Below are 25,491 nucleotides of genomic sequence, written 5' to 3' on the forward strand. Positions count from 1 at the left end.
CTATGCACGCACTGGCCGTGTCTGCCCCAGGTGGGCCACCGCGGCACTCGTGAGGCAAGCCAAGGCAGGTAGGGCAAGATAGGTCTGTGAGCACAGGACCAGGACCCGCAGAAAAAACAGCCGCCCGGACCACAGCCTCCGACGGGCAGGAGGCTACTCCCTCCGGGTCGGTCCGGGAGGAATACGAGAACCTGGTGGACCTCGTCAGGAAGTACCGGTTCGCCTACTACCAGGAAGACGCGCCCCTGGTCCCGGACGCCGAATTCGACGCCCTCTTCCGGCGCCTTGAGGAAATCGAGGCCCTCCACCCCGAACTGGTATCCAACGATTCGCCCACGCAGGAAGTGGGCGGGGAAGTGTCGGCAGCCTTCGCGGCCGTCGAGCACCTGCAGCGCATGTACAGCCTGGAGGACGTCTTCTCCATCGACGAACTCGTTGCCTGGCTGAACCGGGCGGAGGCCAGCATCGAAAAGCTTGGTAACGGCGCCGCCAAGGCCTCCTGGCTCACAGAACTCAAGATCGACGGCCTCGCCGTGAACCTGCTGTACCGGGACGGAAAACTTGTCCGCGCGGCCACCCGCGGCGACGGCACCACGGGTGAAGACATTACCCACAACGTCCTCACCATCAAGGAGATCCCGCAGCAGCTGAGCGGCGAAGGGTTCCCGGTCGAAATGGAAATCCGCGGCGAGGTGTTCATCCCGTCCAAGGAATTCGCAGAGTTCAACGAGGCACTGATCGAAGCGGGGAAGGCGCCGCTGGCCAACCCCCGGAATGCCGCCGCCGGCTCGCTGCGGCAAAAGGACCCTGCAGAAACCGCCAAGCGGCCGCTGAGCATGTTCGTCCACGGCATCGGCGCCCGCGAGGGGCTGGAAGCCCGCAGCCAGTCCGAAACCTATGCACTGCTCAAAGAGTGGGGCCTGCCGGTGAGCCCCTACTTCGAGGTCCTGGAACGCCGGGAGGACATCCTGGGGTTCATCAGCAAATACGGCGACCAGCGCCACAAGCTGCTCCACGAGATCGACGGCATCGTCATCAAGGTGGACAACTTTGCCACCCAGCGCGCCCTCGGCTACACCACCCGGGTTCCGCGCTGGGCCGTTGCCTACAAATACCCGCCGGAGGAAGTGCACACCAAGCTGCTGGACATCCAGGTCAACGTCGGACGGACCGGGCGGGTCACGCCCTTCGGCATGATGGAGCCGGTCAAAGTGGCCGGCTCCACCGTGGAAATGGCCACCCTGCACAACCAGGAAGTGGTCAAGGCCAAGGGCGTCAAAATCGGCGATATCGTCATCCTGCGCAAGGCCGGGGACGTCATTCCGGAAATCGTGGGTCCGGTCCTGGCCTTGCGGGACCAGCAGGACCCGCCGGTGCGCGACTTCGTGATGCCAGCCGAATGCCCCTCCTGCGGCACCCCGCTGGCGCCGGCCAAGGAGGGCGACGTGGACATCCGCTGCCCCAACGCGAAGTCCTGCCCGTCCCAGCTCCGGGAACGGGTCTTCCACCTCGCCGGCCGCGGCGCCTTCGACATCGAGGCCCTCGGTTGGGAGGCAGCCATCGCGCTGACCCAGCCGGCGGAACCCGAGGTACCCCCGCTCACCTCCGAGGCAGGCCTGTTCGACCTGACCCCCGAGGACCTGGCCGGAGTCCGGATCCGCCGGGAAAAGCGGTCCAAGGGCGTGGGCACCGGCGAATACGAACTGGTGCCCTACTTCTTCAGCAAGGGCACCGCCAAGTCCCCGTCGAAACCGACGGCCACCACGGAGAAACTGTTCAAGGAACTGGAAAAGGCCAAGGACCAGCCGCTGTGGCGTGTCCTGGTGGCGCTGTCCATCCGGCACGTGGGACCGCGGGCATCACGGGCACTGGCGCAGGCGTTCGGCAGCATGGACGCCATCCGGGCAGCCTCGGAAGAGGACCTCGCCCATGTGGACGGCGTAGGCCCCACCATCGCCGCTGCCCTGAAGGAATGGTTTGCCGAGGACTGGCACCGGGAGATTGTGGACCGCTGGGCCGCGGCCGGCGTCAGGATGGAGGACGAACGCGACGAGTCCACGCCCCGCACCCTTGAAGGACTCACAGTGGTAGTCACGGGTTCGCTGCCCAACTTCAGCCGGGACGAGGCCAAGGAAGCCATCCTCGTCCGCGGCGGCAAGGCCGCAGGATCTGTCTCCAGGAACACCAGCTACCTGGTGGCCGGCGAGGCCGCCGGGAGCAAGCTGGACAAGGCGGAACAGCTCGGCATCCCCGTGCTGGACGAGGACGGCTTCCGCAAGCTGCTCGACGGCGGACCGGCGGCCTTCCGGGACGCGGCGGAAGAAGATGCCGCCGGCGCGGATGCTGCTGAAGAAGCAACAGTGCCCTCGGAGGAACCGGCATGACCACTCCCACCGAACTCCTGGCCGTTGCCAGGGACGCAGCGGCGGCAGGCGCCCGGGTGCTCGCCACCAGGAACGGCGACGCCCTGCAGGCAAGTAATAAGGGGGCAGCCGGGGACTGGGTCACCGCCTTCGACGTCGCCGCCGAGCATGCGGTGCGGGACGTAATTTCCGCCGCACGCCCGCGGGACAGCATCACCGGTGAGGAACACGGCACCACCCGGCCGGACCAGCCCACGGGGTACCGCTGGTCCATCGATCCACTGGACGGCACCACTAACTTCATCCGCAACATCGTGTACTACGCCACATCGGTGGCAGTGGCGGATTCCGACGGCGTGTGGCTGGCCGGCGTCGTTGACGCGCCGGCACTGGGCCGCGTCTACTACGCCTCCCGCGGCGGGGGAGCGTGGCTGGAGGAAGGCGGCAGGGTGACGCGGCTGGAGGGGCCGGTGCCCGGGCGGCCGGGCCAGATCCTGGCTACAGGCTTCAACTACGATGCCGGTGTCCGCGCCGAGCAGGCTGCGCAGTTCGTGGACCTGATGCAAGGCTTCGCCGACGTCCGGCGCCTCGGCTCGGCGGCGCTGGACCTGTGCCTCGTTGCAGATGGAACCCATGACGCCTTCGGCGAGCGCGGCCTCAACGAGCACGACTTCTCTGCCGGGGCACTCATCGCCGAAGAAGCCGGATGCTGGGTGCGCCGGCCCCGGCTGGCCAGCCCGCTGCAGGGCGGACCCAGCGACCAGGAGCGGCTGGATGCCTGGACGTGCGCGGCCAGCCTGGAGCTTTCGGGCAAGTTCCCGCTGTAAAGGGCGGCCGGGAGTGATAGTTCGATCACGGAAAACCCGGTTTAGCCGGATGCTACCGGCCGGTACCACTACCATTGTCGGGTGCAGCCGCAGATCACCATCCGTCCCGCCGTCAAGGCAGACTACGACGCCGTTGCCCGCATCACACGCGATTCCTACCTCGCTGCGGGCTACTTCGACGACGCCGCGCACCCGTACATGCGCAAGATCCAGGACGTTGCGCTGCGGGCCGGGCAGGCCACCATCTGGGTGGCGGAACGGGGCGGCGCGGTGGTCGGTTCGGTGACCCTGGCCCTGGCAGGCGAGCCGTACGCGGACATCGCCCTGCACGATGAGCTCGAATTCCGCATGCTCGTCGTTGATCCGGCAGTGCAGCGCAGCGGAGCAGGGCAGGCGATGGTGCACGCTATCGTGAGTTATGCCCGGTCCCTGCCGAGTGTTAACGGAATCGCGCTCACCACCGGCGCCAGCTGGGAAAGCGCGCATGGCCTGTACCGCAAGAACGGCTTCCGGCGTGTCCCGGAACGGGACTGGTTCGTACCCGGAACCGACACAAAACTGCTGGTTTACCGGCTGGACCTGTAGCAGTCCTACAGTGGTGGGCGACCCTCTTCCAGCTTTGAAAGGCCCCACCATGCGCAAGACCTTCGGCACCGGCTCCGTCTGGGAACAAACCCTCGGCTACTCCCGTGCCGTCCAGGTGGACAACACACTCTACATCTCCGCCACCGCTGCCAGCGGTGAAGAAGGCATAGTAGGCGACGACTTCTACACCCAGACCCAGTACATCCTGCAGAAGCTTGGCAAGGTCCTTGCGGACGCGGGCTTCAGCTTCGAGGACGTTGTCCAGTCCAAGCTGTACCTGACGGACATCAGCAAGTGGGAAGAAGCAGGGCGGGCCCACGGCGAAGTCTTCGGCGACATCCGCCCCACCCTGTCCCTGGTGCACGTGCTGCCGTTCCTGGACCCCAGGATGCTCGTCGAGATCGAGCTCGTGGCCCAGAAGAGCGCATAACGTGAAACAGGCATCCTCCGCGTGCTCGCGCGTGCCTCACTTAGACGCACGCTTCCGGATACCTGTTCCGCGTTCTTAGTCATTCAGCCCTCACCCTGCGGGCAGGCCGTACCTGTGTTCCGGCCTGCCCGTTGTCCCGTACCGCAGCTGGATGTCGACGGCGCCGTCGTCCGCCAGCGAGGACAGGTAGCGCTGCGCGGTCGCCCGGGACACTCCCACGCGGGCGGCCACCTCGGCCGCCGAATACTGCTCGCCGGGCACCAGGGATTCCAGCACGGCCGCCTCGGTGGCTGAGCGCGGCTTGGCCGACGGCGTGACGTCACCCGGGATCAGCGACCGTTTTGCCCGTTCCACGGCCTCCTGGTTCAGCGCGCCGGGCTGGGCCAGCACGCGCCGGTACCTCGCGTAGGACCGCAGCTGCTGCGACAGCCCGTCCGACGTGAACGGCTTCAGCAGGTAGCCCAGGGCGCCGCGGCGGAAGGCTGTCCGGACGGACACGGCGTCCGAGGCCGCGCTCAGGATCACCGTATCCACGTCCAGCTGCTGGAGCAGGTCCAGGCCGGAGGCATCCGGCAGGTAGACGTCCAGCAGCACCAGGTCCGGGCGCAGGCTGTGGATGGCCTGGAGTGCCAAAGAGGCCGTGCCCACCGGGGCCAGCGCCAGGAAACCCGCCACCGAATCCACGTACGCGGCGTGGAGCTTGGCGACGTGGAAATCGTCGTCCACGATCAGGACCCGGAAATCCTCAGCCATCGTTGTCGTTTCCCTTCCTCGAAGCGCTTCCGGCTGTTGTGTGCGGCAAAGTTGCCATGAAAACCGCGCCCGGCCCACCCGGGCTGCCCCGGTCCAGGACTTTCACGTCCCCGCCGCGGCGCCGGGCCAGCTGCCGTGCCAGGGCCAGCCCGAAGCCCTGCCCGCCACCTGCCCGCACAGGGCCGGTGGCGGTGGTGAAGCCTTCTGCGAAGACCTGCTCCGCGTCCGTCCCCTCAGCCAGCCCGTCTCCCGAGTCGGCGACCACCACGTGCAGGGTGCCGCCGTCGTCGCCCGGCTCGTCCAGCACTTCCAGCTCAACCCAGCGGTCCCCGGAAGACCCGGCCACGGCGGCGTTGACCGCGTTGTCGAGGAGGTTGCCCAGCACCGTGGTGACGTCCTGGGCTTCGGTGACCTGGCCGCGGACCAGGGTCTCGGGCCCGATGCGGAGGGCGACTCCGCGTTCGTCTGCTTCCACGCCTTTTGCTCCCACGAAGGCCTGCAGGTACGGGTCCTGCAGCAGCTCCACCTGCTCCACGGGGAACTTCAGCGGGCCGGTGGCCACCAGCTGCGCCAGGTACTCGCGGGCCTGCCCGTGCTGGCCGATGCTCATGAACCCTGCCAGCGTGTGCAGCTGGTTGGCAAACTCGTGCCGCTGGGCGCGCAGCGCGGTGGACATGGTCCCCACCGCGTCCAGCTGGCGGGTCAGCTCCTGGAGCTCGGTGCGGTCGCGGAGCATAACCACCCAGCCCAGGTCCTCCCGCCGGTGCAGCGCCTTGCGGGCGTTGGCCACCAGCACCCGGCCGCCGGCCACCAGCTCCTGGGCTTCGCCGCCGGAGGTGCCGGGCCGGGTCAGAACCTTCAGCTGGTCAGGGACCGGTGCGTTTTCCCAAGCCGTGCCGGCCAGGTCCGGAAGGCCCAGCAGTCGCTGCGCGGCGGCGTTGAACACGCTGATCCGGCCGTCGGCACTCACGCCGATGACGCCGTCGTCCACCCCCTGCAGCACCGCCACCTGGTCGTGGACCAGGGTGCTGATCTCCTCGGGTTCGAGCCCGAGCGTGAGGCGCTGCAGCCGGCGGCGCAGCAGGAAGGACCCCAGAACGCCGGCCAGGAGGGCGCCGGCGGCCGTCATGGCAACGGGACCGATGTCGCGGGCCACGCTCTGGCCCACCGTTTCCATCGAGTAGCCCACGCTCACCTCACCCACCACGCTGGTGCTGTCCGGGGCGTAGACAGGTACCTTCGCGCCTGCCGAGGGGCCCAGCGTTCCGGTGTTCCGGGTGGTCACCTCGCGCCCCGCCAGCGCCTCGGACGGGTCCGTGCTTACTTTCTCGCCCAGCCGCAGCGGATCCGGATGCGCCAGCCGCAGGCCTGTTTCGTCGGTAATAACGACGAAGAGCGCCCCGGTGCGGATCCGGGCAGCCTCGGCTTCCTGCATCAGCGGGCCGGCCGCCAGTTCCGACGGCGGGGGAGTGCCCTCCTGCCGGCTGATGGCCAGCACATCCGCCCGCACGGAAGGGTCCGACGCCACGGTGCGGGCTAGGGTGAGTGCACGGTTCTCGGCTTCGCTGCCCACCCGGTCGTAGGTCAGCCAGGCGTGGACTGCGGCGCTGAGCAGCACCACCAGCAGCACAACGGCCAGCTGCAGGAGGAGTGTCTGGGTGGAGAACCGCAGCGGCGGACGGGGCGCGGTGCGCTGCATGATCCTCCTTGATGTGCTGCCCTTACGGCCACAAGGGGACCGCGGGACGGGGGCAATGCCCTGTGAGCAGAATGAGCAAAATGCTCCCAATAAGCAGTATGCCAATCAATTGAGCCAAAGGCACTGCCGTGACCGCCGCCACCCTACAGTCTGTAGCACGCATCACAACGCTGTGGTGCCGTTCACAAGAAGGAGCCGGCTGTGCTGGTAATACTTGGTTTCGCCATGATCGCGGTGTTCATGGTGCTGATCATGACGAAAAAGTTGACGCCAGTGCTGGCGCTGATCATCGTCCCCACCGTTTTCGGACTGTTCGCCGGTGCCGGCCTGGGTATCGGGGACATGGTCCTGGACTCGATGAAGTCCATGACCTCCACCGCTGCCCTGCTGATGTTCGCCATCATCTACTTCGGGCTGATGATCGACGTCGGATTGTTCGACCCGCTGGTGAAGTTCATCCTCCGCAAGCTGGGCAACGACCCCGCGAAGGTGGTCCTCGGCACAGCCCTGCTGGCCGCCGCCGTGTCTTTGGACGGTGACGGCTCCACCACCTTCATCCTTACCACCGCCGCCATGCTGCCGATCTACCTGCGGCTGAAGATGAGCCCGGTTGTCCTCACCTGCGTGGCCGGCCTTGCCAACGGCACCATGAACATCGTCCCGTGGGGTGGCCCCACAGCCCGTGCCGCAACGGCCCTGGGCATCGACGTCAACGACGTGTTCGTCCCCATGCTTCCGTCACTGCTCGGCGGCATCGCCGTCGTCCTTGCCTTCGCCTGGCTGCTGGGCCTGCAGGAGCGCAACCGCCTCCGTGCCACTGCCCCTGAGATCTGGGGAGTCCCGGATACCGCTGAAGGGTTCGACGGCGGCGCTTCCGCCGGCTCAGCAGGCGGGTCCGGCACCGGCCGGGGAACGACACGCACCTCCGGAACCGGCGCTCCCGCCGGCGGCGTGGCCGTCCTGGAACGCCCCGAAACCCTGGTCGACGACAGCGACACCGCGATGGCGGACACCGCCCTGGACCCCAACCGCAGCACCCTGCGGCCCAAGCTGTTCTGGTTCAACCTGGTGCTGACCGTCGCCGTGATGGGCATGCTCATCGCCGACCTCGTGCCGCTGCCCTACGTCTTTATGGTGGGTTCAGCCATCGCCCTGCTGGTGAACTTCCCCAACGTCAAGGACCAGGGCACCCAGCTGGTGGCGCACGCCCCGTCCATCGTCGCCGTCGTCAGCATGGTCATGGCAGCGTCGGTGCTCACCGGCGTCCTGACCGGCACGGGCATGGTGGAAGCCATGTCCGCCTGGCTGGTCCAGATCATCCCCTCCAGCATGGGACCGCTCCTGGCCGTCATCACCGGCGTCCTCAGCATCCCCATGACGTTCTTCATGAGCAACGACGCCTTCTACTTCGGGGTCCTGCCGGTCCTCAGCGAAACCGCAGCCCATTACGGCATCAGCGCCGCGGACATGGCCCGCGCCTCCATCACCGGCCAGCCGTTCCACATGCAGAGCCCCCTGGTTCCGGCCATCCTGCTGCTGGTCTCCCTCGCCAAGGTGGACCTGGGCGACCACCACAAGAAGGTGCTGTGGCGCAGCGCCGTGGTGTCCCTGGTAATGCTGGGAATCGGCATGCTGACTGGAGCCATCGGTATCGGCTAGTCTGTAGCTGCCTGCGGTCCCTGCTCCGGCCGGGACCCCGGCATGAAGGTGCCCGTCTGACGCCCGCTGGGGGCCGTCAGACGGGCATCTTTGTTCCCCACTAGAATGGACCGGAAACCAATCCGAACTTTGCAGGGGAGATCCATGGCTGCGATCAACCGTGACGACGTCGCGCACCTCGCGCGGCTCGCTCACATTGAGATGAGTGACCAAGAGCTGGACAGGATGGCAGGGGAACTCGCCGTCATCGTTGATGCGGTCAAATCCGTCAGTCAGGCAGCCGGCGATGACGTCCCGGCAACGTCCCACCCCATCCCGCTCCACAATGTCTTCCGCGAGGACGTGGTGGGCCACACCTTCACGGCCGAGCAGGCACTTTCCGGGGCACCCGACTCCGACGACAACCGCTTCAAGGTCCCGGCAATCCTGGATGAGGACTAGAACATGACTGAACAGAACACCACCGCCCAGAGCCTGATCCGCCTGTCCGCAGCGCAGCTCGCCGAGAAGCTTCGCGCCGGCGAGGTAACCGCCGTCGACGTCACCCGGGCGCACCTGGACCGCATCGCCGAAGTGGATGGCGGCGAACGCGGCGTCAACGCGTTCCTGCACGTCAACGCCGAGGAGGCGCTCGCCGTGGCGGCCGAGGTGGACGCCATCCGCGCCGCCGGAGGCCCTGAAGCCGACGCCCTGCATTACCTGGCCGGCGTGCCCGTCGCGGTCAAGGACCTCATCGTCACCATCGGCCAGCCCACCACCGCAGGCTCGAAGATCCTCGAAGGCTGGCACAGCCCCTACGACGCCACCGTGGTGGAGCGGCTCCGTGCCGCGAAGATGCCCATCCTGGGCAAGACCAACCTGGACGAGTTCGCCATGGGCTCCTCCACGGAACACTCGGCGTACGGCCCCACCCGCAACCCCTGGGACCTGGACCGCATCCCCGGCGGTTCCGGCGGCGGGTCCGCTGCCGCCGTCGCTGCCTTCGAGGCACCCCTGGCCCTCGGCACGGACACCGGCGGATCCATCCGCCAGCCCGGCGCCGTCACCGGCACAGTGGGAGTGAAGCCAACCTACGGCAGCGTGTCCCGCTACGGCGCCATCGCCATGGCCTCCTCCCTGGACCAGATCGGCCCGGTGTCCCGGACCGTCCTGGACTCCGCGCTCCTGCACCAGGTCATCGGCGGGCACGACGACCGCGACTCCACCTCCCTGCCGGACCCGCTTGCGGACCTCGTGGCCGCGGCCAGGACCGGCAACGTCGAGGGCATGCGGATCGGCATCATCAAGGAACTGCACGGCGAGGGCTACCAGGCCGGCGTCGAAAACCGCTTCAACGATTCCCTGGAACTGCTGCGGGAAGCCGGTGCGGAAATCGTTGAGGTGTCCTGCCCCAACTTCCAGTACGCCCTGGGCGCCTACTACCTGATCATGCCCTCGGAGGCGTCCTCCAACCTGGCCAAGTTCGACGGCGTCCGGTACGGCCTGCGCGTCCTCCCCGAGGACGGGCCCATGACCATCGAACGCGTCATGGGTGCCACCCGCGCCGCCGGCTTCGGCGACGAAGTCAAGCGCCGCATCATCCTGGGCACCTACGCCCTGAGTGCCGGCTACTACGACGCCTACTACGGCTCCGCGCAGAAGGTCCGCACGCTTGTGCAGCGGGACTTCGACGCCGCCTTCACGGTGGCCGACGTCCTGATTTCGCCCACGGCGCCCACCACGGCGTTCCGCCTCGGCGAAAAGCTGGACGACCCGCTGGCCATGTACCTGAACGACGTCGCCACCATCCCGGCCAACCTCGCCGGCGTTCCCGGCCTGTCCCTGCCCGGCGGACTTGCTGACGAGGACGGGCTGCCCGTGGGCATCCAGCTGCTGGCGCCCGCCCGGGAGGACGCGCGGCTTTACCGCGTCGGCGCCGTGCTGGAGTCGCTGCTGGAGGCCAAGTGGGGCGGTCCGCTGCTGGCCCAGGCCCCTTCGCTGGTTGAGCTTGTCGATGCGCCCGCCCTCGAAACCCAGGAGGCAAAATAATGACTACCGACACCATCCTCAGTTTCGAAGAGGCCATGGAGAAGTACGACCCCGTGCTCGGATTCGAGGTCCACGTGGAACTCAACACCAGGACCAAGATGTTCTCCTCCGCCCCCAACGTCTTTGGTGACGAGCCCAACACCAACGTCAACGAAGTTGACCTCGGCATGCCGGGCGTCCTGCCGGTGGTAAACAGGACCGCTGTTGAGTCCTCCATCAAGATAGGCCTGGCGCTCAACTGCAAGATTGCCGAATCCTGCCGCTTCGCCCGGAAGAACTACTTCTACCCGGACACCCCCAAAAACTTCCAGACCTCCCAGTACGACGAGCCCATCGCGTACGACGGCTACCTGGACGTTGAACTCGAGGACGGCACCGTGTTCCGGGTGGAAATCGAACGCGCGCACATGGAAGAGGACGCCGGCAAGCTCACTCACATGGGCGGCGCCACCGGACGCATCCAAGGCGCCGATTTCTCCCTTGTGGACTACAACCGCGCCGGCGTGCCGCTGGTGGAAATCGTCACCAAGCCCATCCAGGGTGCCGGTTCCCGCGCACCCGAGCTTGCCAAGGCCTACGTGGCGGCCATCCGCGAAATCGTTAAGAACCTCGGGGTCTCCGACGCCCGGATGGAGCGCGGCAACGTCCGCTGCGACGCCAACGTTTCCCTGCGGCCGCACGGCCGTGAACGGTTCGGCATCCGCTCCGAGACCAAGAACGTGAACTCGCTGCGCGCCGTCGAACACGCGGTCCGCTACGAGATCCAGCGCCACGCCGCCGTCCTCGACGCCGGCGAGCCGGTGATCCAGGAAACCCGGCACTGGCACGAGGACACCCGCACCACCACCTCCGGCCGCGCCAAGTCCGACGCCGACGACTACCGCTACTTCCCGGAACCGGACCTGGTTCCCGTGGTTCCGTCCCGGGAATGGGTGGAGGAACTGCGTGCCAGCCTGCCTGAGCCGCCGGCCGAGCGCCGCAAGCGCCTCAAGGCCGACTGGGGCTACTCCGACCTCGAATTCCGCGATGTGGTGAACGCCGGCGTCCTGGACGAGATCGAGGAAACTATCGCCGCCGGTGCCTCGGCGTCCGTGGCGCGCAAGTGGTGGATGGGCGAGATCGTGGGCCGGGCCAAGGCCGCGGACGTCGACCCCGGCCAACTGGGCGTCCAGCCGGCCACCATCGTGGAGCTCGCCAAAATGGTGGAGGACGGCAAGATCAACAACAAGATGGCCTCCCAGGTCCTGGACGGCGTGCTCGCCGGCGAAGGCACCCCGGCAGGGATCGTCGAAAAGCGCGGCCTCGCCGTCGTGTCCGACGACGGCCCCCTGCTGGAAGCCATCGACGCCGCCCTCGCCGCGCAGCCCGACGTCGCGGACAAGATCCGAGGCGGCAAGGTGCAGGCCATCGGCGCCATCGTGGGCGGGGTCATGAAGGCCACCCGCGGCCAGGCCGACGCCGGCCGGGTCCGGGAACTGATCCTGGAAAAGCTGGGCGTCACCGCCTAGCCGCCTTCGCACCCAACTGGGTCGCAGTTAACGTCGCGAAACCGCGTTTTCAGGACGTTATTTGCGACCCAGTTGGGCTTTAAGTACTCAGGTGCCATTGCTTCAAAAGTACTTATGTTCAGCGTCGGAGCGCGGTCCTACACTTGAGCGCACGGGGCCAGGTTCGCGCAACCGGCCCCGGCCAGCCACGCGAAAGGGACCGCGATGCCACTGCAGAACCAGCCAAGCCCGCCCAAGCCCAGCGGCCACGGCTGCAGCACAGCGAAAGTGTGGTGAAGAGGCAGCACCAAGATCACCAAGGCGCCGGGAACGGGCGACGACGGCAAGCGGATCAGGCCCGAAGACGGAACCATCGCTGACATCACCACGGGTGAAGCGGTGCGGATTTCCGGGCTGAAGAAGGACGGCCAGGTTGCGGCGGAGAGGTTCGCCGAAGGCGCCGGGGACGTTCCCGGGCTGGGGCTGGGCCGGGGCAACGGACACGGACACGGGCCCGGGAAGGCCCATGGACAGGGCAGGGGTCCCGAAAAGTAGCTTCAGCCCTGTTTGACCAGCCCGGCCATGATGTCCTGCAGCGCCTCGCACACCGTCAGCACAGCCCGCCGCTTCAGGTTTTCCGGCCGGGCCAGCAGGTCGATGCGGCGGCGGGTGCTGATGCCTTCCAGGGGCCGGAGCACGATGTCCGGGTGCATGACGGGGCCCGCCGTGTACCGGGGAAGCAGACCCGCCACGCCACCCGCTGCCACAAGGGCAGCCACCGTGGAGTAGTCGTTGATGCGGTGGACGATGTTCAGTTCCCGGCTCGAAACGGCGGCGACGGCGGAGAGCACATCCGCGGGGGAGTACCCGGTGTGGCTGGTCACCCAGGCTTCGCCGGCCACGTCCTCCGCCGTGACCGCCGGCCGGGCAGCGAGCGGATGCCCGGCCGGCAGTGCGACGTCCAACGGTTCGTGCAGCAACGGAATCACTGTGACCCGTTCGGCCGGCCAGCGCGGGCTGTGGTCCATCCGGTGCGCAAGCACCAGGTCATACCGCGCCGTCAGCCCCGGGAAATCATGCTGCGCCACGTCCTCGTCCGTGAATTCGGCGCGCGGCTGCCCGGGCGCGTCGAGGACCCGGGCCAGCTTGGCAAACACGGCCTGGCCCGCGCTGTGGAAACCGGACAGCGTCACCCTCCCGCCTGCCGCGCCGTGGTAGCTGCCGATAGCGCTCCTGGCGTCGGCCATGGCGCTGACGACCGCGGCACCTGCGTCCGCCAGCACCTGTCCCGCGTCCGTGAGCACAAGGTTCCTGCCTTCCTTCCGGGTCAGCGGGACGTCAACACCGCGCTGCAGCAGGGCAAGCTGCTGCGAGACGGCGGACGGCGTGACCATGAGCGTTTCGGCGACCGCCTTGACGCTGCCCAGGGCCCCTAGTTCGCGAAGGATTTCAAGCTGGTGGATCTCCATGGGAGACAGTGTATGCATAAGCTCCGGCTTCATCGTCGATTGAGAAAATCCCGGTTGTGCTAATGCTTCCGGGGGGCTGTAATGAGGAGGGCAGCACCTGCCGCAGACGTGACAAGTAGTAAGGAAGCCAATGAAGGCTTTGTACAAGGCAGGCCCACAGGCCGGCTTTGAACTGGTGGACCGGCCGGAACCAGTGCCTGGACACGCGGACGTCAAAATCCGGGTCATGACCACGGGAATATGCGGCACGGACCTCCACATCCAGTCCTGGGACTCCTGGGCGAAGGGCATCATCGAGGCACCTCTGATCGCCGGCCACGAGTTTTACGGTGAAGTGGTGGAAGTGGGCAAGGACGTCCGCGACGTGAAGGTCGGCGACCGGGCGTCCGGCGAGGGGCATGTGGTCTGTGGCATCTGCCGGAACTGCCGGGCGGGCCGCCGCCAGATGTGCATCCATACGGTCAGCGTCGGGGTGCAGCGGGACGGTGCGTTCGCCGAGTACGTCGTCATCCCCGAGACCAACGTCTGGGTCCACCATGATCCGTCCGTGACGCCGGAACTCGGCGCCATCTTCGACCCCTTCGGCAACGCGGTACACACGGCCCTCAGCTTCCCGCTCGTCGGTGAGGACGTGCTGATCACGGGTGCCGGGCCCATCGGACTGATGGCTATCGCCGTCGCGCGGCATGCCGGTGCCCGTAAGATCGCCGTTACGGATGTCTCCCGCCCGCGCCTGGATTTGGCCCGGAAACTGGGGGCGGACCTGGCCATCGACGTCTCCACCACCCGGGTCCGGGACGCGCAGCAGGAACTGGGCATGCGCGAGGGGTTCGACGTGGGCATGGAGATGTCCGGCCATCCCGCCGCCCTTCCCGAGATGATTGACAACATGAACCACGGCGGGCGGATTGCGATGCTCGGTCTGCCCAGCCAGGACATCACCATTGACTGGGGCAAGGTGGTCACGCACATGCTGACGCTCAAGGGCATCTATGGGCGGGAAATGTACGAGACCTGGTACGCCATGAGCGCCATGCTCTCCTCCAACCCGGTGCTTCACGCGGGAATTTCAGCCGTCGTCACGGATATGCTGCCCGCCGGGGACTGGGAAAAGGGCTTTGAAATCGCGCGCAGCGGCACGGGCGGCAAAGTAGTCCTCGACTGGACCCAACTCTAAGGAACGGTATGTACACCTCGATCAAGGACCAGCTGCGCAGCGAGCTGGAAGAGATCCGCAGCGCCGGACTCTACAAGAATGAGCGGAGCATCAGCTCCCCGCAGTCCAGCCACATCACCGCAGGGCAGATCGGCGCGCCAGGCTCCGGCGTGCTGAACTTCTGCGCCAACAACTACCTGGGACTTGCCGACCACCCGGACATCATCAGCACAGCCAAGGCCGCCATGGATGACCGGGGATTCGGCATGGCCAGTGTCCGGTTCATTTGCGGCACGCAGGACCTGCACCTGGAACTGGAGTCCCGGGTTTCCCGCTTCCTGGGCACCGAGGACACCATCCTGTTCTCCAGCTGCTTCGATGCCAACGGCGGCGTATTCGAGTCCCTCTTCGGGCCGGAGGACGCTGTCATCTCCGACGCCCTCAATCACGCCTCCATCATTGACGGCATCCGCCTGTGCAAGGCCCGGCGCTACCGGTACGCGAACCAGGACATGGCGGACCTCGAGGCCCAGCTGGTGGAGGCCAGGGATGCCCGCCGGAAGATCATCGTCACCGACGGCGTGTTCTCGATGGACGGCTACCTTGCCCCGCTGGAAGCCATTTGCGACCTGGCGGAAAAGTACGACGCCCTGGTGATGGTGGATGATTCCCATGCCGTGGGCTTCATGGGCGCCACCGGCGCGGGCACGCCCGAACATGCCGGCGTTTCCAACCGGGTGGACATCTACACCGGCACGTTCGGCAAGGCTTTGGGCGGGGCCTCCGGCGGCTACGTCTCCGGCCGCGGCGAGGTGGTGGCCATGCTGCGGCAGAAGGCCCGCCCCTACCTGTTCTCAAACTCGCTCGCGCCGGCCATCGTTGCGGCCACCATCAAGGCCCTTGACCTGGTACAGAACTCGGCCGAATTGCGCCGGCAGCTGTTCGACAACGCCGCCCTGTTCCGCCGCCGCATGACGGAAGAGGGGTTTGAGCTGCTGCCTGGCGAACACGCGATTGTTCCGGTGATGTTCGGCGACGCCGTCCTGGCCGCCAAGGTGGCCGACCGGATGCTGCAGCACGGCGTCTTTGTCACCGCCTTCAGCTTTCCCGTGGTTCCGCGGGGTGCCGCGCGCATCCGGGTGCAGCTGTCTGCGGCGCATTCAGCGGACGACGTCGAAGCTTGCGTCAATGCCTTCGTCGCCAGCCGCGCCGAGGTGGCAGGCTGAGCGGGGTCCGGGGCGTGGCATGACTCTGTAAGGATGAAGGCATGGCCGAACATTACGATGTCCTGATTGTTGGCGGCGGAATTGCCGGACTGTCCCTTGCCTCCGCGCTGGCCGGCAAATGCAGCGTGGCGCTGGTGGAAGCCGAGCAGGAGCTTGCGTACCACACGTCCTCCCGCTCGGCCCGCCAGCTCATCCCCAGCTACGGCCCACCCGTGGTGCAGGAGCTGACGGTCCGTACCCTCGAACTGATCGCGGCCCGCGATGCCGAGCTTCCTGCCCCCGTCCTGACGCCGCGGAGTTTCATGCTGATCGGCAGCGAAGCCGACGTGGCGGCGGAAGCCAGCGGATCGATGCAGCCCATCACGCATGCCGAGGCCCTGGAGCTTTGCCCGGCACTTGTTCCTGACGCATTCGCCGCAGCCGGCCTGGACACCGGCTCCTTCGGCTGCGACGCCCCCCTCCTGCTGGCGGACCACCGGCAGCGCGCAGTGGCGGCCGGGCTGGATATTTTCACCGGTGCCCGGGTCCACTCCGCGCAACGGCTGGGCTCCGGCTGGGAGGTGGGCGCGGGGACCGAGGCTTTCCTGGCCGGCGTGCTCGTCAACGCCGCCGGAGCTTGGGCTGACGAACTCGCCGTCATCAGCGGCGTGGAGAAGCTGGGGCTGCAGCCGTACCGGCGCACTGCGGCGATTGCCGCCGTCGAACGCCCGCTCCCGGAACAAACGCCCATGGTGGCGGCAGCGGACAACACGTTCTACTTCCGCCGCGAGGGCGACGATGTGCTCATCTCGCCCTCTGAGCACGTGTCCAGCGGCCCGGAGGATGCCCGCCCCCGTCCCGGGGACGTGGAACGCCTGATTGGGCGGCTCAACCAGGTGACGACTTTCGGCATCACCACGGTGCGCAGGGCCTGGACCGGGCTCCGCACCGAGGCTGCAGATGGTGTCCCGGTGGCCGGTTTCGACGCCGAGGCTTCCGGTTTCTACTGGCTGGCAGGGCAGGGCGGGTACGGCTTCCAGACCTCGTCGGCCATGGCCGAGCTGGCGGCAGACCAGATCCTGGCCGGCGGCAGCGTAAGCCTGGCCGGCGGCAGTCCGGAATCCCGGACAGCGCAGGCACTGGCGGCCACTCGATGGTCTATCCGGCGCTGAAGAATGGTCCCATGAGCACGCTGATTACCAATATCGCCGAACTGATGACGCAGGACCTCGAACACCGGGTCCTCAAGGACGCGGCGGTGGTGGTCGAGGGGGAGCGGATCGCGTGGATCGGGACAGCAGCCGAGGCACCCGACGCGGATGACGCCGTCGATGCCGGCGGCCGTTCCGTCCTGCCGGGCTGGGTGGATTCACACACGCACCTGCTGTTCGCCGGCGACCGGACGGCCGAGTTCGAGGCGCGCATGGCGGGTGAGCAGTACGCCGCCGGGGGCATCGCCGTCACCGTGGAAGCCACCCGCGGCACGTCCGACTTCGACCTGACCCGTTTCGCGCTTGGCCGGGTGGCGGAGGCGGTGTCGCAGGGAACCACCTGGCTGGAAACGAAAACCGGCTACGGCCTGGACGTGGAGCATGAGGCCCGCAGCGCCCGCATCGCCTCCACGGCAGCGGACCAGGTGACATACCTCGGCGCCCACCTGGTCCCGGCCGGGCAGGACCCGGAGGCTTACACGGACCTGGTGTGCGGGCCCATGCTGGCAGCGGTCCGGCCCTATGTGCAGTGGGCCGACGTGTTCTGTGAGAAAGGCGCCTTCACGGCCGAGCAGTCGCGCCGCGTCCTGCTCGCCTGCCGCGACGCCGGGCTGGGGCTGCGGGTGCACGGCAACCAGCTGGGCGAAGGCCCGGGAGTGCAGCTTGCCGTGGAAGTCGGCGCGGCCAGCGTGGACCACGTGAACTACCTGTCAGCGGGGGATGTCGAGGCCCTGGCCGGTACCTGGACACGCTGGGACGCGGCGCGCGGCACGGGGGAGCGGGGAACAGTAGCCACCTGCCTTCCCGCCTGCGACCTCTCCACCCGCCAGCCGCTTGCCCCTGCCCGTGCGCTCCTTGACGTCGGGGTCCAGGTGGCCATTGCCTCAAACTGCAATCCCGGCACGTCCTACACCAGTTCCATGGCCTTCTGTGTTGCCACTGCCGTGCTCCAGATGGGCCTCAGCGTGCATGAGGCAGTCCGGGCAGCGACCTATGGCGGTGCACTTGCGTTGCACAGGGACGCTGGCAGCGACGCCGACGGCGAACGCGCCGTGGGATCCATCGCCGTCGGACACCGGGCGGACCTGCATATGCTCAACGCGCCCTCTGCTACCCATCTCGCTTACCGGCCCGGCATGCCGTTGACGTACGCTGTGTGGCGGGCGGGAGTCCGGGAGAGGTAGCCCACTGCTTCCTGTATGACGCTAACTGATTGTTTCCTGTCTGTTAGAATCAGAAAGCGTCATCCGAAGGGTGGCTGAAGTACCCGAGAGGCACCTGTATGACCCGGACCGACCGACTGACCGCCATCCTCGACCTGCTGGCCCGGACCGGGCAAGTGGAAGTCGACGAAATTGTCAGTACCCTCGGTGTATCACCGGCCACTGCCCGGCGTGACCTCGACAGCCTTGCCAAGCGCCGGCTCCTGACCCGTACCCGCGGCGGAGCCACCACCGGTGCGCTGGCCTACGACCTTCCAGGCCGCTACAACCGGGACGACCATGCCGAAGCCAAGGAGCAGATTGCCCGGGCCGCGTCTTCTTTGATTGCCCCCGGGGCGGTCATCGGCCTGTGCGGCGGGACCACCAGCACTGCCCTTGCCCAGATCCTCGCCACCCGCGAAGACCTAAACGCACCCTCGAACCAGCCAACCCTCACGGTGGTGACCAACGCCATCAACATCGCCGGGCAACTGGCTGTCCGCCCCAACATCAAGGTGATGGTGACGGGAGGCATCCTCAACCCGCGCTCCTACGAGCTGGTTGGGCCGTATACGGACATTATTATGCAGAAGGTGGTGCTGGACATCGCCTTCATTGGGGTCAACGGCATCGATCCCGAAGTGGGTCCCACCAATACCGGCGAAGGGGAAGCCTCCGTCAACGCCCTCCTCGCCAGCCGGGCCCGCGTTTCCTACGTCATCGCGGATTCCTCCAAAGTGGGTGTCCGGGCCTTCGCCACCATGGACGGCTACGACTTCACCCGGCTTATCACCGACTCCGGAATTTCCGCCGAGGACAAGGCTGCCTTTGAAGCCCGCGGCACGGAAGTGATTGTCGCGCCGGCCTGGCAGGAGCGGCTTCCTGGCGGCGGCTAAGCCCCGCAACTATACGTGGCTGCTGTCAGGCCTGCTCCAGCAAGTGCAGGCAAGATGGGTACATGCTGGTTCCTTCCCGTCGTCGCCTGAAGCTCGAAGTCTGGATCGTCCTGGGCCTGTCCCTGGGCCAGTCAGCCGTGTACTCCGTGGTGCAGCTCCTGGACAAGATGACCCGGGCGCCACTGGCGGAAGGCACCTCCACGCTGAACCGCTCGCAGAGCACGCGCGAGTACTTCGACCTGACCTATCAGCTGCTGGACATCCTCTTTGCCCTGGTTCCGGTGCTGCTGGTGATCTACTTCCTGACCGACCACCGCCAGGCGGTGTCCGGCGAGCCCAACGCGGGCTCCGCCTTCCAGAAGCTTGGCTTCAATTTCGCGCGGCCCGGCAAGGACCTCTTGCAGGGGATGGGGCTTGCGGCGCTCATCGGCATCCCCTCCCTCGGGCTCTACGCTGCGGGCAGGGCGCTGGGAATTACGACGGCGATCATCCCCAGCGCGCTCGATGCCTACTGGTGGACGGTGCCGGTCCTGATTCTGTCCGCCCTCCGGCACGCGGTGGTGGAGGAGGTTATTGTGGTGGGCTACCTGATGAACCGCTTCGGGAAGTTCGGCTGGAGTGTGCCGCTATCCATCGCTGTCAGCTCCCTGCTTCGCGGCACCTACCACCTGTACCAGGGGTTCGGTCCTTTCATCGGCAACGTGGTCATGGGTATCGTTTTCGCCTGGCTCTACACCCGGACGAAGCGGGTCATGCCGTTGGTGATTGCCCACGCAGTTCTCGACATTGTGGCCTTCGTGGGCTTCAGCCTTTTCGGAAGGGCAGTAGGGCTCGGCTGACGACGGGAGCATGTCGATAGGGGATAAAGGCTGCAGTGGGTCTGAGTTGGCTCCCGGGCAGCAGCTCGAACCGCCGGGTTTTCAGCACCTAAGGCTGGGGGCGCGGCACTAAGCTCCGCGAGTTGTTCAGCTCAAACACGACTGCCCATTCCGGATAGTGGTCCTGGGACAGGTCACATTCGAGATCACTCGCGTCGTCGGGCACTTCGACATCCGGGATATCGGCGTCCGTTATGGCGCACTCGTCATCCTCCCACCAAGGCAGCCTGTTGAGTCCTTCAAGCGGGTCCCTAAGCGGGAAGCCCACGCCCGTCGAAGTTATACCCGGGGGCCATTGTGGTGGTTCGCGGTCGGGTTGCTCGGCTTGGTAGCGGCGGCCGGTGGGTGAGGTCCAACCTGGCGGCTCATGCTTGGTCGCCGATGTTGGTGTCCAGCCGCTGTTGTGTTTCAGGCGGTGATGTTTGGGGCAGAGTTGTGCCAGGTTGCTGATTCCGGTGGTTCCGCCGTGCTGCCAGGCTGTGAGGTGGTCGGCTTCGTTATCCAGGGCGTTGTTGTTGCAGCCGGGAAAGGTGCACTTGCCGTCCCGGAGCTGCAACGCCTTTTTCATCGCTTTGGTGAGCCGGTAACTGGTGCGCCCGATCTCGAGTGGTGTTCCGTCGCTGGGGTCGAGCAGGACCCTGCGGAAGGATTCGGCGCCGCCGGTCAGGAGTTTGCGGGCCGTCGAGGCGGGGATGGGTCCGTACCCGTCGAGGTCAGCGGGTTCGTCCGTGAGTCCGAGGAGCGCGAACACGGGGACGGTGACGAGAACCTCGGCACGGGGTGTGGGGACCTTGCCTGCATCCGGATTCGTGATGGTTCCGCTTAGCGGTTCGACATGGTCCGAGTGGTCACTGTAGCTTGCGGAGACTTCGAAGCTGCCGAGGTTCGTCACGGGTTCATCGGAGCCGACAAAGGTGGCCAGGCCGATGAGATCCTCCTGCGCATCGCCCTCCCCCTGGCAGGACACGGTGGCCGGGACGGTGGTGTTGGCTGTCCTTCTGGTGAGGAGGCGTCTGGTGAAGTCATCAGTTTTGAGCTGGGTGAGGGTGCGGGGTTCGTTGGGTCCTTGGAGACTGCGGGCTGTGGCGGTGAGGTCGTTCGAAATCGCCAGCGCCATGTCTGCGGGGAGATAGGCGGAGATCCAGGCCATCCCGTCGCGGTCCGGTGTGAACTCGACCCGCCGGTCTGCCACGCTTTTGCGGTGGCGTTTTTCGATCGATTCGGGGTGGTGGCGTTCCCGCCAGCCCCGCAGCCTTGCCCGCAACCGGGCAGGCACCAGCCCCGTAGCGGGGCAGCCCCGGGCGCGGTTGGACGTCTCGGGGTCGAGGAAGTGCTCCACCAAAGCAGCAGAAGCCGCGTGGTCCAGGGACTCGGTTTCGTCGGCGAAAATCCGTGCCTGCTGCCACGAGAGCGTCCCAACGGATAAAGCGTCCATCACCGGCGGCAGCGCACACACCTGCCGGGACTGATCGACGAACGCGGACGCGGCTCCGGGGCTGATGGTGAGGATCCCGGCGATCTCTTCCACAGTCGAGATCTCGGTGTAGGTCCGGTCGTGCAGGGGTGCGTCCGGCGGGATCATCGCGTGTTGCAGGTCCATGGCTTCGGCCACGGACAGGGCCCTCCGGGCCGCTGCCTGGGCCTCCAGCTTCTTCTCCAGTCCCATCCGTTCAAGCCGAATCTCATACGCCCGCCGCAACACGTCGACGCCGTCCCCGGCCACAGCACCAGACGAGCCGGAAGCGAGGGCGGCGTCCTCGGCATCAAGCGCGGCCAGAGCAGCAACGGTGGCATGAATTGCCTCCATACCTGTCCGGGTTCCCGCGCTGCTTCCCATAGGAACATCATCGGCGGAGGCACTGACATTTTCGGGCCGTCCCGCAGATACAGATTCGGCCGCTATCAGCAGGTAACGCCATTGTCACCCGCTGATAGCGGCCGAAGCATGTTCCGGGCAAATGCCCGGCCCCAACCAGGAAGGATCGGGGAAGCAAAAGGACGTCAGATGGTGACGGCCCCGTTGGCGGTTTCGAATGTGACCGACAGGATGCCCGGCGTACCGTGCGGGGCAACCCATTCAACAGCTACATCCTCGAGCGGCTTCTCCACCGGTTCACCCAGCCACTCTGTTACCCGGGAAGCGGAGCCTGCGATGGTGAGGCAGCTCATCTTGATGCTGCTTTCGTAGGCATTGGACGGGTGGAGCGACGGGTCGCCCTCCCACTTGAGCATGTAGGGAACCTGGGGATCCGCGATGAGGCCCAAGATGCCGATCTGCTTCCATACCAGTTCGCGGCCATCCGGAAACTTCCGGTTGCCGTTCACGGCTGAGCGTCCAAGGCGCTCCTCAAAGGGGGCGAGGTCGTCCACTTCGACGCACCAGCCCATCCAGCCACCGCCGGCGGCGGAGCGTGCCCGGACAGCCTGTCCGAACGGAGCCTTGTCCGAAGCCGGGTGGTCCAGGACCTCAACAACCTCGAGGTACTTGTGGCCGGCCAGCGGGATGATCATATTCCGGGTTCCGAACCGGGGGTGCACCCCGCCCTTCACTGCCTCAACGCCGAGGGCAGAAGAAATACGTTCGGTAGTGGCCGCCAGGCCATCGTGTTCACAGGCGTAAGAGACATGATCCATGCGCATGCCATCATCTTGGCACTTTGTGATCGGGCTCTCAGCTTAGGGTGGCCTTACTGGATCTGGCCGGATGGCAGCCGGGTCAGGGTGCCGCTAAACAGCAGAAACATACAGGACCATGTTCGTCATATTGCTGTCCGGAGGCAATTGCCTGTTCCTACACTGGGCTCAGGTCATGAGCGCCAGCGCCAAGCCCCGGCTAGCTGGCCGGCAACCCTCCATCCGCGGTGGGGTGCCCCGGGTGAGGACCTGGCTGTCCGGCAACGGCCGGAGAGCAAGCGCGGCCCGTGGTGCTCCCAGCATGCCGGGCCCATGTCAAAGGAGCCTTGAATGTCCAACGGATGGTCTTTCGAAACCCGCCAGATCCACGTCGGCCAGGAGCCGGACGCCGCCACAGGTGCCCGGTCGCTGCCGATCTACCAGACCACGTCCTTCGTTTTCCCAAGCGCGGAGAGCGCCGCGAACCGGTTCGCCCTGGCTGAGCTGGCCCCCATATACACCCGCATCGGCAACCCCACCCAGGAGGTGGTGGAGCAGCGGATTGCGAGCCTCGAAGGCGGTCTCGCGGCGCTGCTCCTCAGCTCGGGACAGGCTGCGGAAACCTTCGCGGTCCTGAACATCGCAGAGGCAGGGGACCACATCGTCGCGAGCCCCAGCCTTTACGGCGGTACGTACAACCTGTTCGCCCACACATTGAAGAAGTTCGGCATCTCCGTCACGTTTGTCGCGGACCCGGACAACCTGGACCAGTGGCGCAGCGCAGTCCAGCCCAACACCAAGCTGTTTTTTGGTGAAGTGGTCTCCAATCCCCGCCAGGACGTCCTGGACATCGAGGGCATCTCCCAAGTAGCCCACGAAGCCGGTGTTCCGCTGATCGTGGACAACACGCTCTCCACGCCCTACCTCATCCGGCCGCTGGAATGGGGTGCGGACATCGTGGTCCACTCGGCCACCAAGTACCTCGGCGGACATGGCGCCGCCATCGCCGGCGTCATCGTAGACTCCGGGAAGTTCGACTTCAGCAAGGACCCGGAGCGGTTCCCCGGCTTCAACACCCCGGACCCCACCTACAACGGGCTGGTGTACGGCCGCGACCTCGGCGAAGGCGGCGCGCTCGGCGCCAACCTGTCCTATATCCTCAAGGCCCGCGTCCAGCTCCTGCGCGACCTTGGCTCCGCGGTGTCCCCGTTCAACGCCTTCCTGATCTCCCAGGGCCTTGAGACGCTCAGCCTGCGGGTGGAACGGCATGTGGCCAACGCCACCGAAGTGGCCCGCTGGCTGGAAGGAAGGGACGACGTCGAATCCGTCGCCTATGCAGGCCTGCCCTCCAGCCCCTGGTACGGGCGCGGCCGCAAGTACGGGCCCAAGGGCACCGGCGCGATCGTTGCCTTCAACCTGGCCGGCGGCGCCGAGGCGGGCAAGCGGTTCGTGGACGCCCTGGAACTGCACTCGCACGTGGCCAACATCGGGGACGTGCGCTCCCTGGTGATCCATCCGGCGTCGACCACCCACAGCCAGCTCTCGCCCGAGCAGCAGGCGGCTGCGGGCGTTGCGCCGGGACTGGTCCGGCTCTCGGTGGGCCTTGAGCACATCGACGACATCCTGGCCGATCTCGAGGCCGGCTTCCGCGCGGCCAAGGGTGTTTGAGCCCGCACAGGAGCAAAGCACGACGGCGGGCGTCACGTCAGGCGGGCAGCAAGCCGGGAAGTCACAACCAGTCACACTCTTGGCCCCGAGCGGGTGCTGTTTCGTACACTCGAACCAGGTCATGAGTGCCAGTGACAGCCCCGGCTTGCTGGCCGGCAACCCTCCTTCCGCGGTGGGGTGCCCCGGGTGAAGACCTGGCCTGCCGGTCATTCCGCCGGCGGGCAAGCGCGTAGAAGAGGTCTTGCCATGACGGTTGCCGTCACCCGTACCACCGTTCCCGAACACGGAATTGTCCGCTATGCCTCCATCGGTGGATTGGAGCTGGAGGCCGGCGGCTACCTGCCGGATGTCACGCTCGCTTACGAAACCTGGGGCACCCTCAACGCGGACGGCAGCAACGCCATCCTGATCGAGCACGCCCTCACGGGCAGCACCCACGTGACGCGCGGGGACAGCGACGAGGAAGGCTGGTGGGAACAGCTTGCCGGGCCGGGGGCGCCGGTGGACACGGACAAGTTCTTCGTGGTGTCCATCAACATCGTGGGCGGCTGCTACGGATCCACCGGGCCGTCGTCGTCCGCCCCGGACGGCACCCCCTGGGGTTCCCGTTTCCCCCTGGTGACGCTGCGGGACAGCACCGTGGCGGAAGCGCGGCTGGCCGACCAGTTGGGGATTGGCAGCTGGTACGCGGTACTGGGCGGTTCCTTGGGCGGTGCCCGTGCGCTCGAGTGGGCCGTCACCTACCCGGAACGGGTGCAGCGCTGCGCCGTCATCGCGGTGGGGGCTGCCAGCACCGCGGAGCAGATCGCCTTCGCCCAGGCCCAGACCCTCGCCATCCGCCAGGACCCCAACTTCAACGGCGGCGACTACTACGGCGGACCCGGCCCCGAGGAGGGCCTGGCCCTGGCCCGGCGCATCGCCCACATCACCTACCGTTCAGCGGCGGAGCTGGAGGGGAGGTTCGGCCGGGCACCCCAGGCTCCGGAGTCGCCCCTGCGCGCCGAATGCCTGGGGGAGCGCGGGCGCTACCAGGTGGAAAGCTACCTGGACCACCAGGGCAACAAGCTGGTGCAGCGGTTCGATGCCAACAGCTACATCGCCATCACCGAGGCGCTCATGAGCCACGACGTCTGCCGCGGCCGGGGCACGCTGCCTGCGGCGCTGGCCCGGTCCAAAGCCCGTTTCTTCGTGGCCGCCGTGGATTCGGACCGGCTGTACTTCCCGTCGCAGTCCCGCGAACTGGCCCGCGCCCTGCCGGGAAACGTGGACGTGCACCTCATCGAGGCGCCCATCGGGCACGACGGCTTCCTTACCGAGATCGGGCAGCTGGGAGACCAGCTCCGCACCAACTTCTTGGTCTGA

22 protein-coding genes and 2 riboswitches are annotated in these 25,491 nt (G+C 66.8%); of the genes, 17 read left to right on the plus strand and 5 right to left on the minus strand.

Annotated elements, in window-relative coordinates:
- Positions 1 to 86: 86 nt before the first annotated feature.
- The 4 genes from ligA to ACLH0K_RS06270 all read left to right on the plus strand — a co-directional run bounded on the left by ligA (position 87) and on the right by ACLH0K_RS06270 (position 4,205).
- Positions 87 to 2,384, plus strand: a complete 2,298-nt coding sequence (ligA, locus tag ACLH0K_RS06255) for an NAD-dependent DNA ligase LigA (protein WP_411375954.1) — start codon at positions 87 to 89, stop codon at positions 2,382 to 2,384.
- Positions 2,381 to 3,190, plus strand: a complete 810-nt coding sequence (locus tag ACLH0K_RS06260; RefSeq protein WP_411375955.1) for an inositol monophosphatase family protein — start codon at positions 2,381 to 2,383, stop codon at positions 3,188 to 3,190. Before ligA ends, ACLH0K_RS06260 begins: the two co-directional genes overlap by 4 nt.
- Positions 3,191 to 3,271: 81 nt before the next feature.
- A complete protein-coding gene (locus ACLH0K_RS06265) occupies positions 3,272 to 3,775 on the plus strand; it encodes an N-acetyltransferase family protein (RefSeq protein ID WP_411375956.1) in 504 nt (167 codons plus the stop codon).
- 49 nt (positions 3,776 to 3,824) lie between these two features.
- Positions 3,825 to 4,205: a RidA family protein gene (locus tag ACLH0K_RS06270; protein WP_411375957.1), complete on the plus strand. Its 381-nt coding sequence runs from the start codon at positions 3,825 to 3,827 to the stop codon at positions 4,203 to 4,205.
- Positions 4,206 to 4,295: 90 nt separating this feature from the next.
- Here ACLH0K_RS06270 and ACLH0K_RS06275 read toward each other — a convergent pair whose 3' ends face one another.
- Together ACLH0K_RS06275 and ACLH0K_RS06280 are read right to left on the minus strand one after the other, a co-directional pair.
- Positions 4,296 to 4,958 (minus strand): response regulator, encoded by a 663-nt coding sequence (locus tag ACLH0K_RS06275; RefSeq protein WP_411375958.1) that lies wholly within the window; start codon positions 4,956 to 4,958, stop codon positions 4,296 to 4,298.
- Positions 4,951 to 6,657: an ATP-binding protein gene (locus tag ACLH0K_RS06280; protein ID WP_411375959.1), complete on the minus strand. Its 1,707-nt coding sequence runs from the start codon at positions 6,655 to 6,657 to the stop codon at positions 4,951 to 4,953. The genes ACLH0K_RS06275 and ACLH0K_RS06280 overlap by 8 nt, the downstream gene beginning before the upstream one ends.
- Positions 6,658 to 6,858: 201 nt before the next feature.
- On the opposite strand from ACLH0K_RS06280, the gene ACLH0K_RS06285 reads away from it, so the two are divergent.
- The 5 genes from ACLH0K_RS06285 (at position 6,859) to ACLH0K_RS06305 (ending at position 12,386) form a co-directional block, all read left to right on the plus strand.
- Entirely contained in the window at positions 6,859 to 8,316 is a 1,458-nt protein-coding gene (locus tag ACLH0K_RS06285) for a CitMHS family transporter (RefSeq protein ID WP_411375960.1), read from the plus strand.
- Positions 8,317 to 8,460: 144 nt separating this feature from the next.
- Positions 8,461 to 8,757, plus strand: coding sequence for an Asp-tRNA(Asn)/Glu-tRNA(Gln) amidotransferase subunit GatC (gene gatC / locus ACLH0K_RS06290; protein WP_411375961.1), 297 nt, complete (start codon positions 8,461 to 8,463; stop codon positions 8,755 to 8,757).
- 3 nt (positions 8,758 to 8,760) lie between these two features.
- The gene (gene gatA / locus ACLH0K_RS06295) at positions 8,761 to 10,344 is read left to right on the plus strand and encodes an Asp-tRNA(Asn)/Glu-tRNA(Gln) amidotransferase subunit GatA (RefSeq protein ID WP_411375962.1); all 1,584 of its coding nucleotides are present in this window, start codon (positions 8,761 to 8,763) and stop codon (positions 10,342 to 10,344) included.
- Positions 10,344 to 11,852 carry an Asp-tRNA(Asn)/Glu-tRNA(Gln) amidotransferase subunit GatB gene (gene gatB, locus ACLH0K_RS06300; protein WP_411375963.1) on the plus strand — a complete coding sequence of 503 codons (1,509 nt, stop codon included), beginning with the start codon at positions 10,344 to 10,346 and terminating at the stop codon, positions 11,850 to 11,852. The genes gatA and gatB overlap by 1 nt, the downstream gene beginning before the upstream one ends.
- Before the next feature lie 378 nt (positions 11,853 to 12,230).
- Positions 12,231 to 12,386, plus strand: a complete 156-nt coding sequence (locus tag ACLH0K_RS06305; protein WP_411375964.1) for a hypothetical protein — start codon at positions 12,231 to 12,233, stop codon at positions 12,384 to 12,386.
- A gap of 2 nt (positions 12,387 to 12,388) precedes the next feature.
- Here ACLH0K_RS06305 and ACLH0K_RS06310 read toward each other — a convergent pair whose 3' ends face one another.
- Positions 12,389 to 13,300, minus strand: a complete 912-nt coding sequence (locus tag ACLH0K_RS06310) for a LysR family transcriptional regulator (RefSeq protein ID WP_411375965.1) — start codon at positions 13,298 to 13,300, stop codon at positions 12,389 to 12,391.
- Between the two features lie 130 nt (positions 13,301 to 13,430).
- Between ACLH0K_RS06310 and tdh the strand changes: the two genes are divergently transcribed.
- The 6 genes from tdh to ACLH0K_RS06340 all read left to right on the plus strand — a co-directional run bounded on the left by tdh (position 13,431) and on the right by ACLH0K_RS06340 (position 19,809).
- On the plus strand, positions 13,431 to 14,477 hold the full coding sequence (gene tdh / locus ACLH0K_RS06315; RefSeq protein ID WP_411375966.1) for an L-threonine 3-dehydrogenase: 1,047 nt from the start codon (positions 13,431 to 13,433) through the stop codon (positions 14,475 to 14,477).
- An 8-nt stretch (positions 14,478 to 14,485) separates the two neighbouring features.
- Positions 14,486 to 15,682, plus strand: coding sequence for a glycine C-acetyltransferase (locus ACLH0K_RS06320; RefSeq protein WP_411375967.1), 1,197 nt, complete (start codon positions 14,486 to 14,488; stop codon positions 15,680 to 15,682).
- 41 nt (positions 15,683 to 15,723) lie between these two features.
- Positions 15,724 to 16,833, plus strand: coding sequence for an NAD(P)/FAD-dependent oxidoreductase (locus ACLH0K_RS06325; protein ID WP_411375968.1), 1,110 nt, complete (start codon positions 15,724 to 15,726; stop codon positions 16,831 to 16,833).
- Between the two features lie 11 nt (positions 16,834 to 16,844).
- On the plus strand, positions 16,845 to 18,056 hold the full coding sequence (locus tag ACLH0K_RS06330) for an amidohydrolase family protein (RefSeq protein WP_411375969.1): 1,212 nt from the start codon (positions 16,845 to 16,847) through the stop codon (positions 18,054 to 18,056).
- A gap of 98 nt (positions 18,057 to 18,154) precedes the next feature.
- Complete coding sequence (locus ACLH0K_RS06335) at positions 18,155 to 18,970, plus strand: DeoR/GlpR family DNA-binding transcription regulator (RefSeq protein WP_411375970.1); 816 nt, start codon at positions 18,155 to 18,157, stop codon at positions 18,968 to 18,970.
- 62 nt (positions 18,971 to 19,032) lie between these two features.
- A complete protein-coding gene (locus tag ACLH0K_RS06340; RefSeq protein ID WP_411375971.1) occupies positions 19,033 to 19,809 on the plus strand; it encodes a CPBP family intramembrane glutamic endopeptidase in 777 nt (258 codons plus the stop codon).
- Between the two features lie 88 nt (positions 19,810 to 19,897).
- On the opposite strand, the gene ACLH0K_RS06345 is transcribed toward ACLH0K_RS06340, so the two are convergent.
- Positions 19,898 to 21,685, minus strand: coding sequence for an HNH endonuclease (locus ACLH0K_RS06345; RefSeq protein WP_411375972.1), 1,788 nt, complete (start codon positions 21,683 to 21,685; stop codon positions 19,898 to 19,900).
- Between the two features lie 164 nt (positions 21,686 to 21,849).
- The gene (locus ACLH0K_RS06350; RefSeq protein WP_138136600.1) at positions 21,850 to 22,488 is read right to left on the minus strand and encodes a VOC family protein; all 639 of its coding nucleotides are present in this window, start codon (positions 22,486 to 22,488) and stop codon (positions 21,850 to 21,852) included.
- A 165-nt stretch (positions 22,489 to 22,653) separates the two neighbouring features.
- Positions 22,654 to 22,769, plus strand: a riboswitch (SAM riboswitch).
- Between the two features lie 43 nt (positions 22,770 to 22,812).
- On the opposite strand from ACLH0K_RS06350, the gene ACLH0K_RS06355 reads away from it, so the two are divergent.
- Positions 22,813 to 24,129, plus strand: coding sequence for a bifunctional o-acetylhomoserine/o-acetylserine sulfhydrylase (locus ACLH0K_RS06355; protein ID WP_411375973.1), 1,317 nt, complete (start codon positions 22,813 to 22,815; stop codon positions 24,127 to 24,129).
- 117 nt (positions 24,130 to 24,246) lie between these two features.
- Positions 24,247 to 24,363: riboswitch (SAM riboswitch) on the plus strand.
- A 12-nt stretch (positions 24,364 to 24,375) separates the two neighbouring features.
- Positions 24,376 to 25,491, plus strand: a complete 1,116-nt coding sequence (metX, locus tag ACLH0K_RS06360) for a homoserine O-acetyltransferase MetX (RefSeq protein ID WP_411375974.1) — start codon at positions 24,376 to 24,378, stop codon at positions 25,489 to 25,491.

It is taken from the genome of Arthrobacter sp. MPF02 (assembly GCF_046605375.1).
Lineage (GTDB): Bacteria > Actinomycetota > Actinomycetes > Actinomycetales > Micrococcaceae > Arthrobacter.

What these genes read in the sequence shown, in the direction of transcription:
- gatB (WP_411375963.1), top strand. Translation starts at nt 10,344, where the DNA reads ATGACTACCGACACCATCCTCAGTTTCGAAGAGGCCATGGAGAAGTAC.
- ACLH0K_RS06325 (WP_411375968.1), top strand. Translation starts at nt 15,724, where the DNA reads ATGGCCGAACATTACGATGTCCTGATTGTTGGCGGCGGAATTGCCGGA.
- ACLH0K_RS06335 (WP_411375970.1), top strand. Translation starts at nt 18,155, where the DNA reads ATGACCCGGACCGACCGACTGACCGCCATCCTCGACCTGCTGGCCCGG.
- gatC (WP_411375961.1), top strand. Translation starts at nt 8,461, where the DNA reads ATGGCTGCGATCAACCGTGACGACGTCGCGCACCTCGCGCGGCTCGCT.
- ACLH0K_RS06260 (WP_411375955.1), top strand. Translation starts at nt 2,381, where the DNA reads ATGACCACTCCCACCGAACTCCTGGCCGTTGCCAGGGACGCAGCGGCG.
- ACLH0K_RS06270 (WP_411375957.1), top strand. Translation starts at nt 3,825, where the DNA reads ATGCGCAAGACCTTCGGCACCGGCTCCGTCTGGGAACAAACCCTCGGC.
- ACLH0K_RS06340 (WP_411375971.1), top strand. Translation starts at nt 19,033, where the DNA reads ATGCTGGTTCCTTCCCGTCGTCGCCTGAAGCTCGAAGTCTGGATCGTC.
- ACLH0K_RS06330 (WP_411375969.1), top strand. Translation starts at nt 16,845, where the DNA reads ATGAGCACGCTGATTACCAATATCGCCGAACTGATGACGCAGGACCTC.
- ACLH0K_RS06350 (WP_138136600.1), bottom strand. Translation starts at nt 22,488, where the DNA reads ATGCGCATGGATCATGTCTCTTACGCCTGTGAACACGATGGCCTGGCG.
- ACLH0K_RS06320 (WP_411375967.1), top strand. Translation starts at nt 14,486, where the DNA reads ATGTACACCTCGATCAAGGACCAGCTGCGCAGCGAGCTGGAAGAGATC.
- tdh (WP_411375966.1), top strand. Translation starts at nt 13,431, where the DNA reads ATGAAGGCTTTGTACAAGGCAGGCCCACAGGCCGGCTTTGAACTGGTG.
- ACLH0K_RS06275 (WP_411375958.1), bottom strand. Translation starts at nt 4,958, where the DNA reads ATGGCTGAGGATTTCCGGGTCCTGATCGTGGACGACGATTTCCACGTC.
- metX (WP_411375974.1), top strand. Translation starts at nt 24,376, where the DNA reads ATGACGGTTGCCGTCACCCGTACCACCGTTCCCGAACACGGAATTGTC.
- ACLH0K_RS06280 (WP_411375959.1), bottom strand. Translation starts at nt 6,657, where the DNA reads ATGCAGCGCACCGCGCCCCGTCCGCCGCTGCGGTTCTCCACCCAGACA.
- ACLH0K_RS06345 (WP_411375972.1), bottom strand. Translation starts at nt 21,685, where the DNA reads ATGGGAAGCAGCGCGGGAACCCGGACAGGTATGGAGGCAATTCATGCC.
- ACLH0K_RS06355 (WP_411375973.1), top strand. Translation starts at nt 22,813, where the DNA reads ATGTCCAACGGATGGTCTTTCGAAACCCGCCAGATCCACGTCGGCCAG.
- gatA (WP_411375962.1), top strand. Translation starts at nt 8,761, where the DNA reads ATGACTGAACAGAACACCACCGCCCAGAGCCTGATCCGCCTGTCCGCA.
- ACLH0K_RS06310 (WP_411375965.1), bottom strand. Translation starts at nt 13,300, where the DNA reads ATGGAGATCCACCAGCTTGAAATCCTTCGCGAACTAGGGGCCCTGGGC.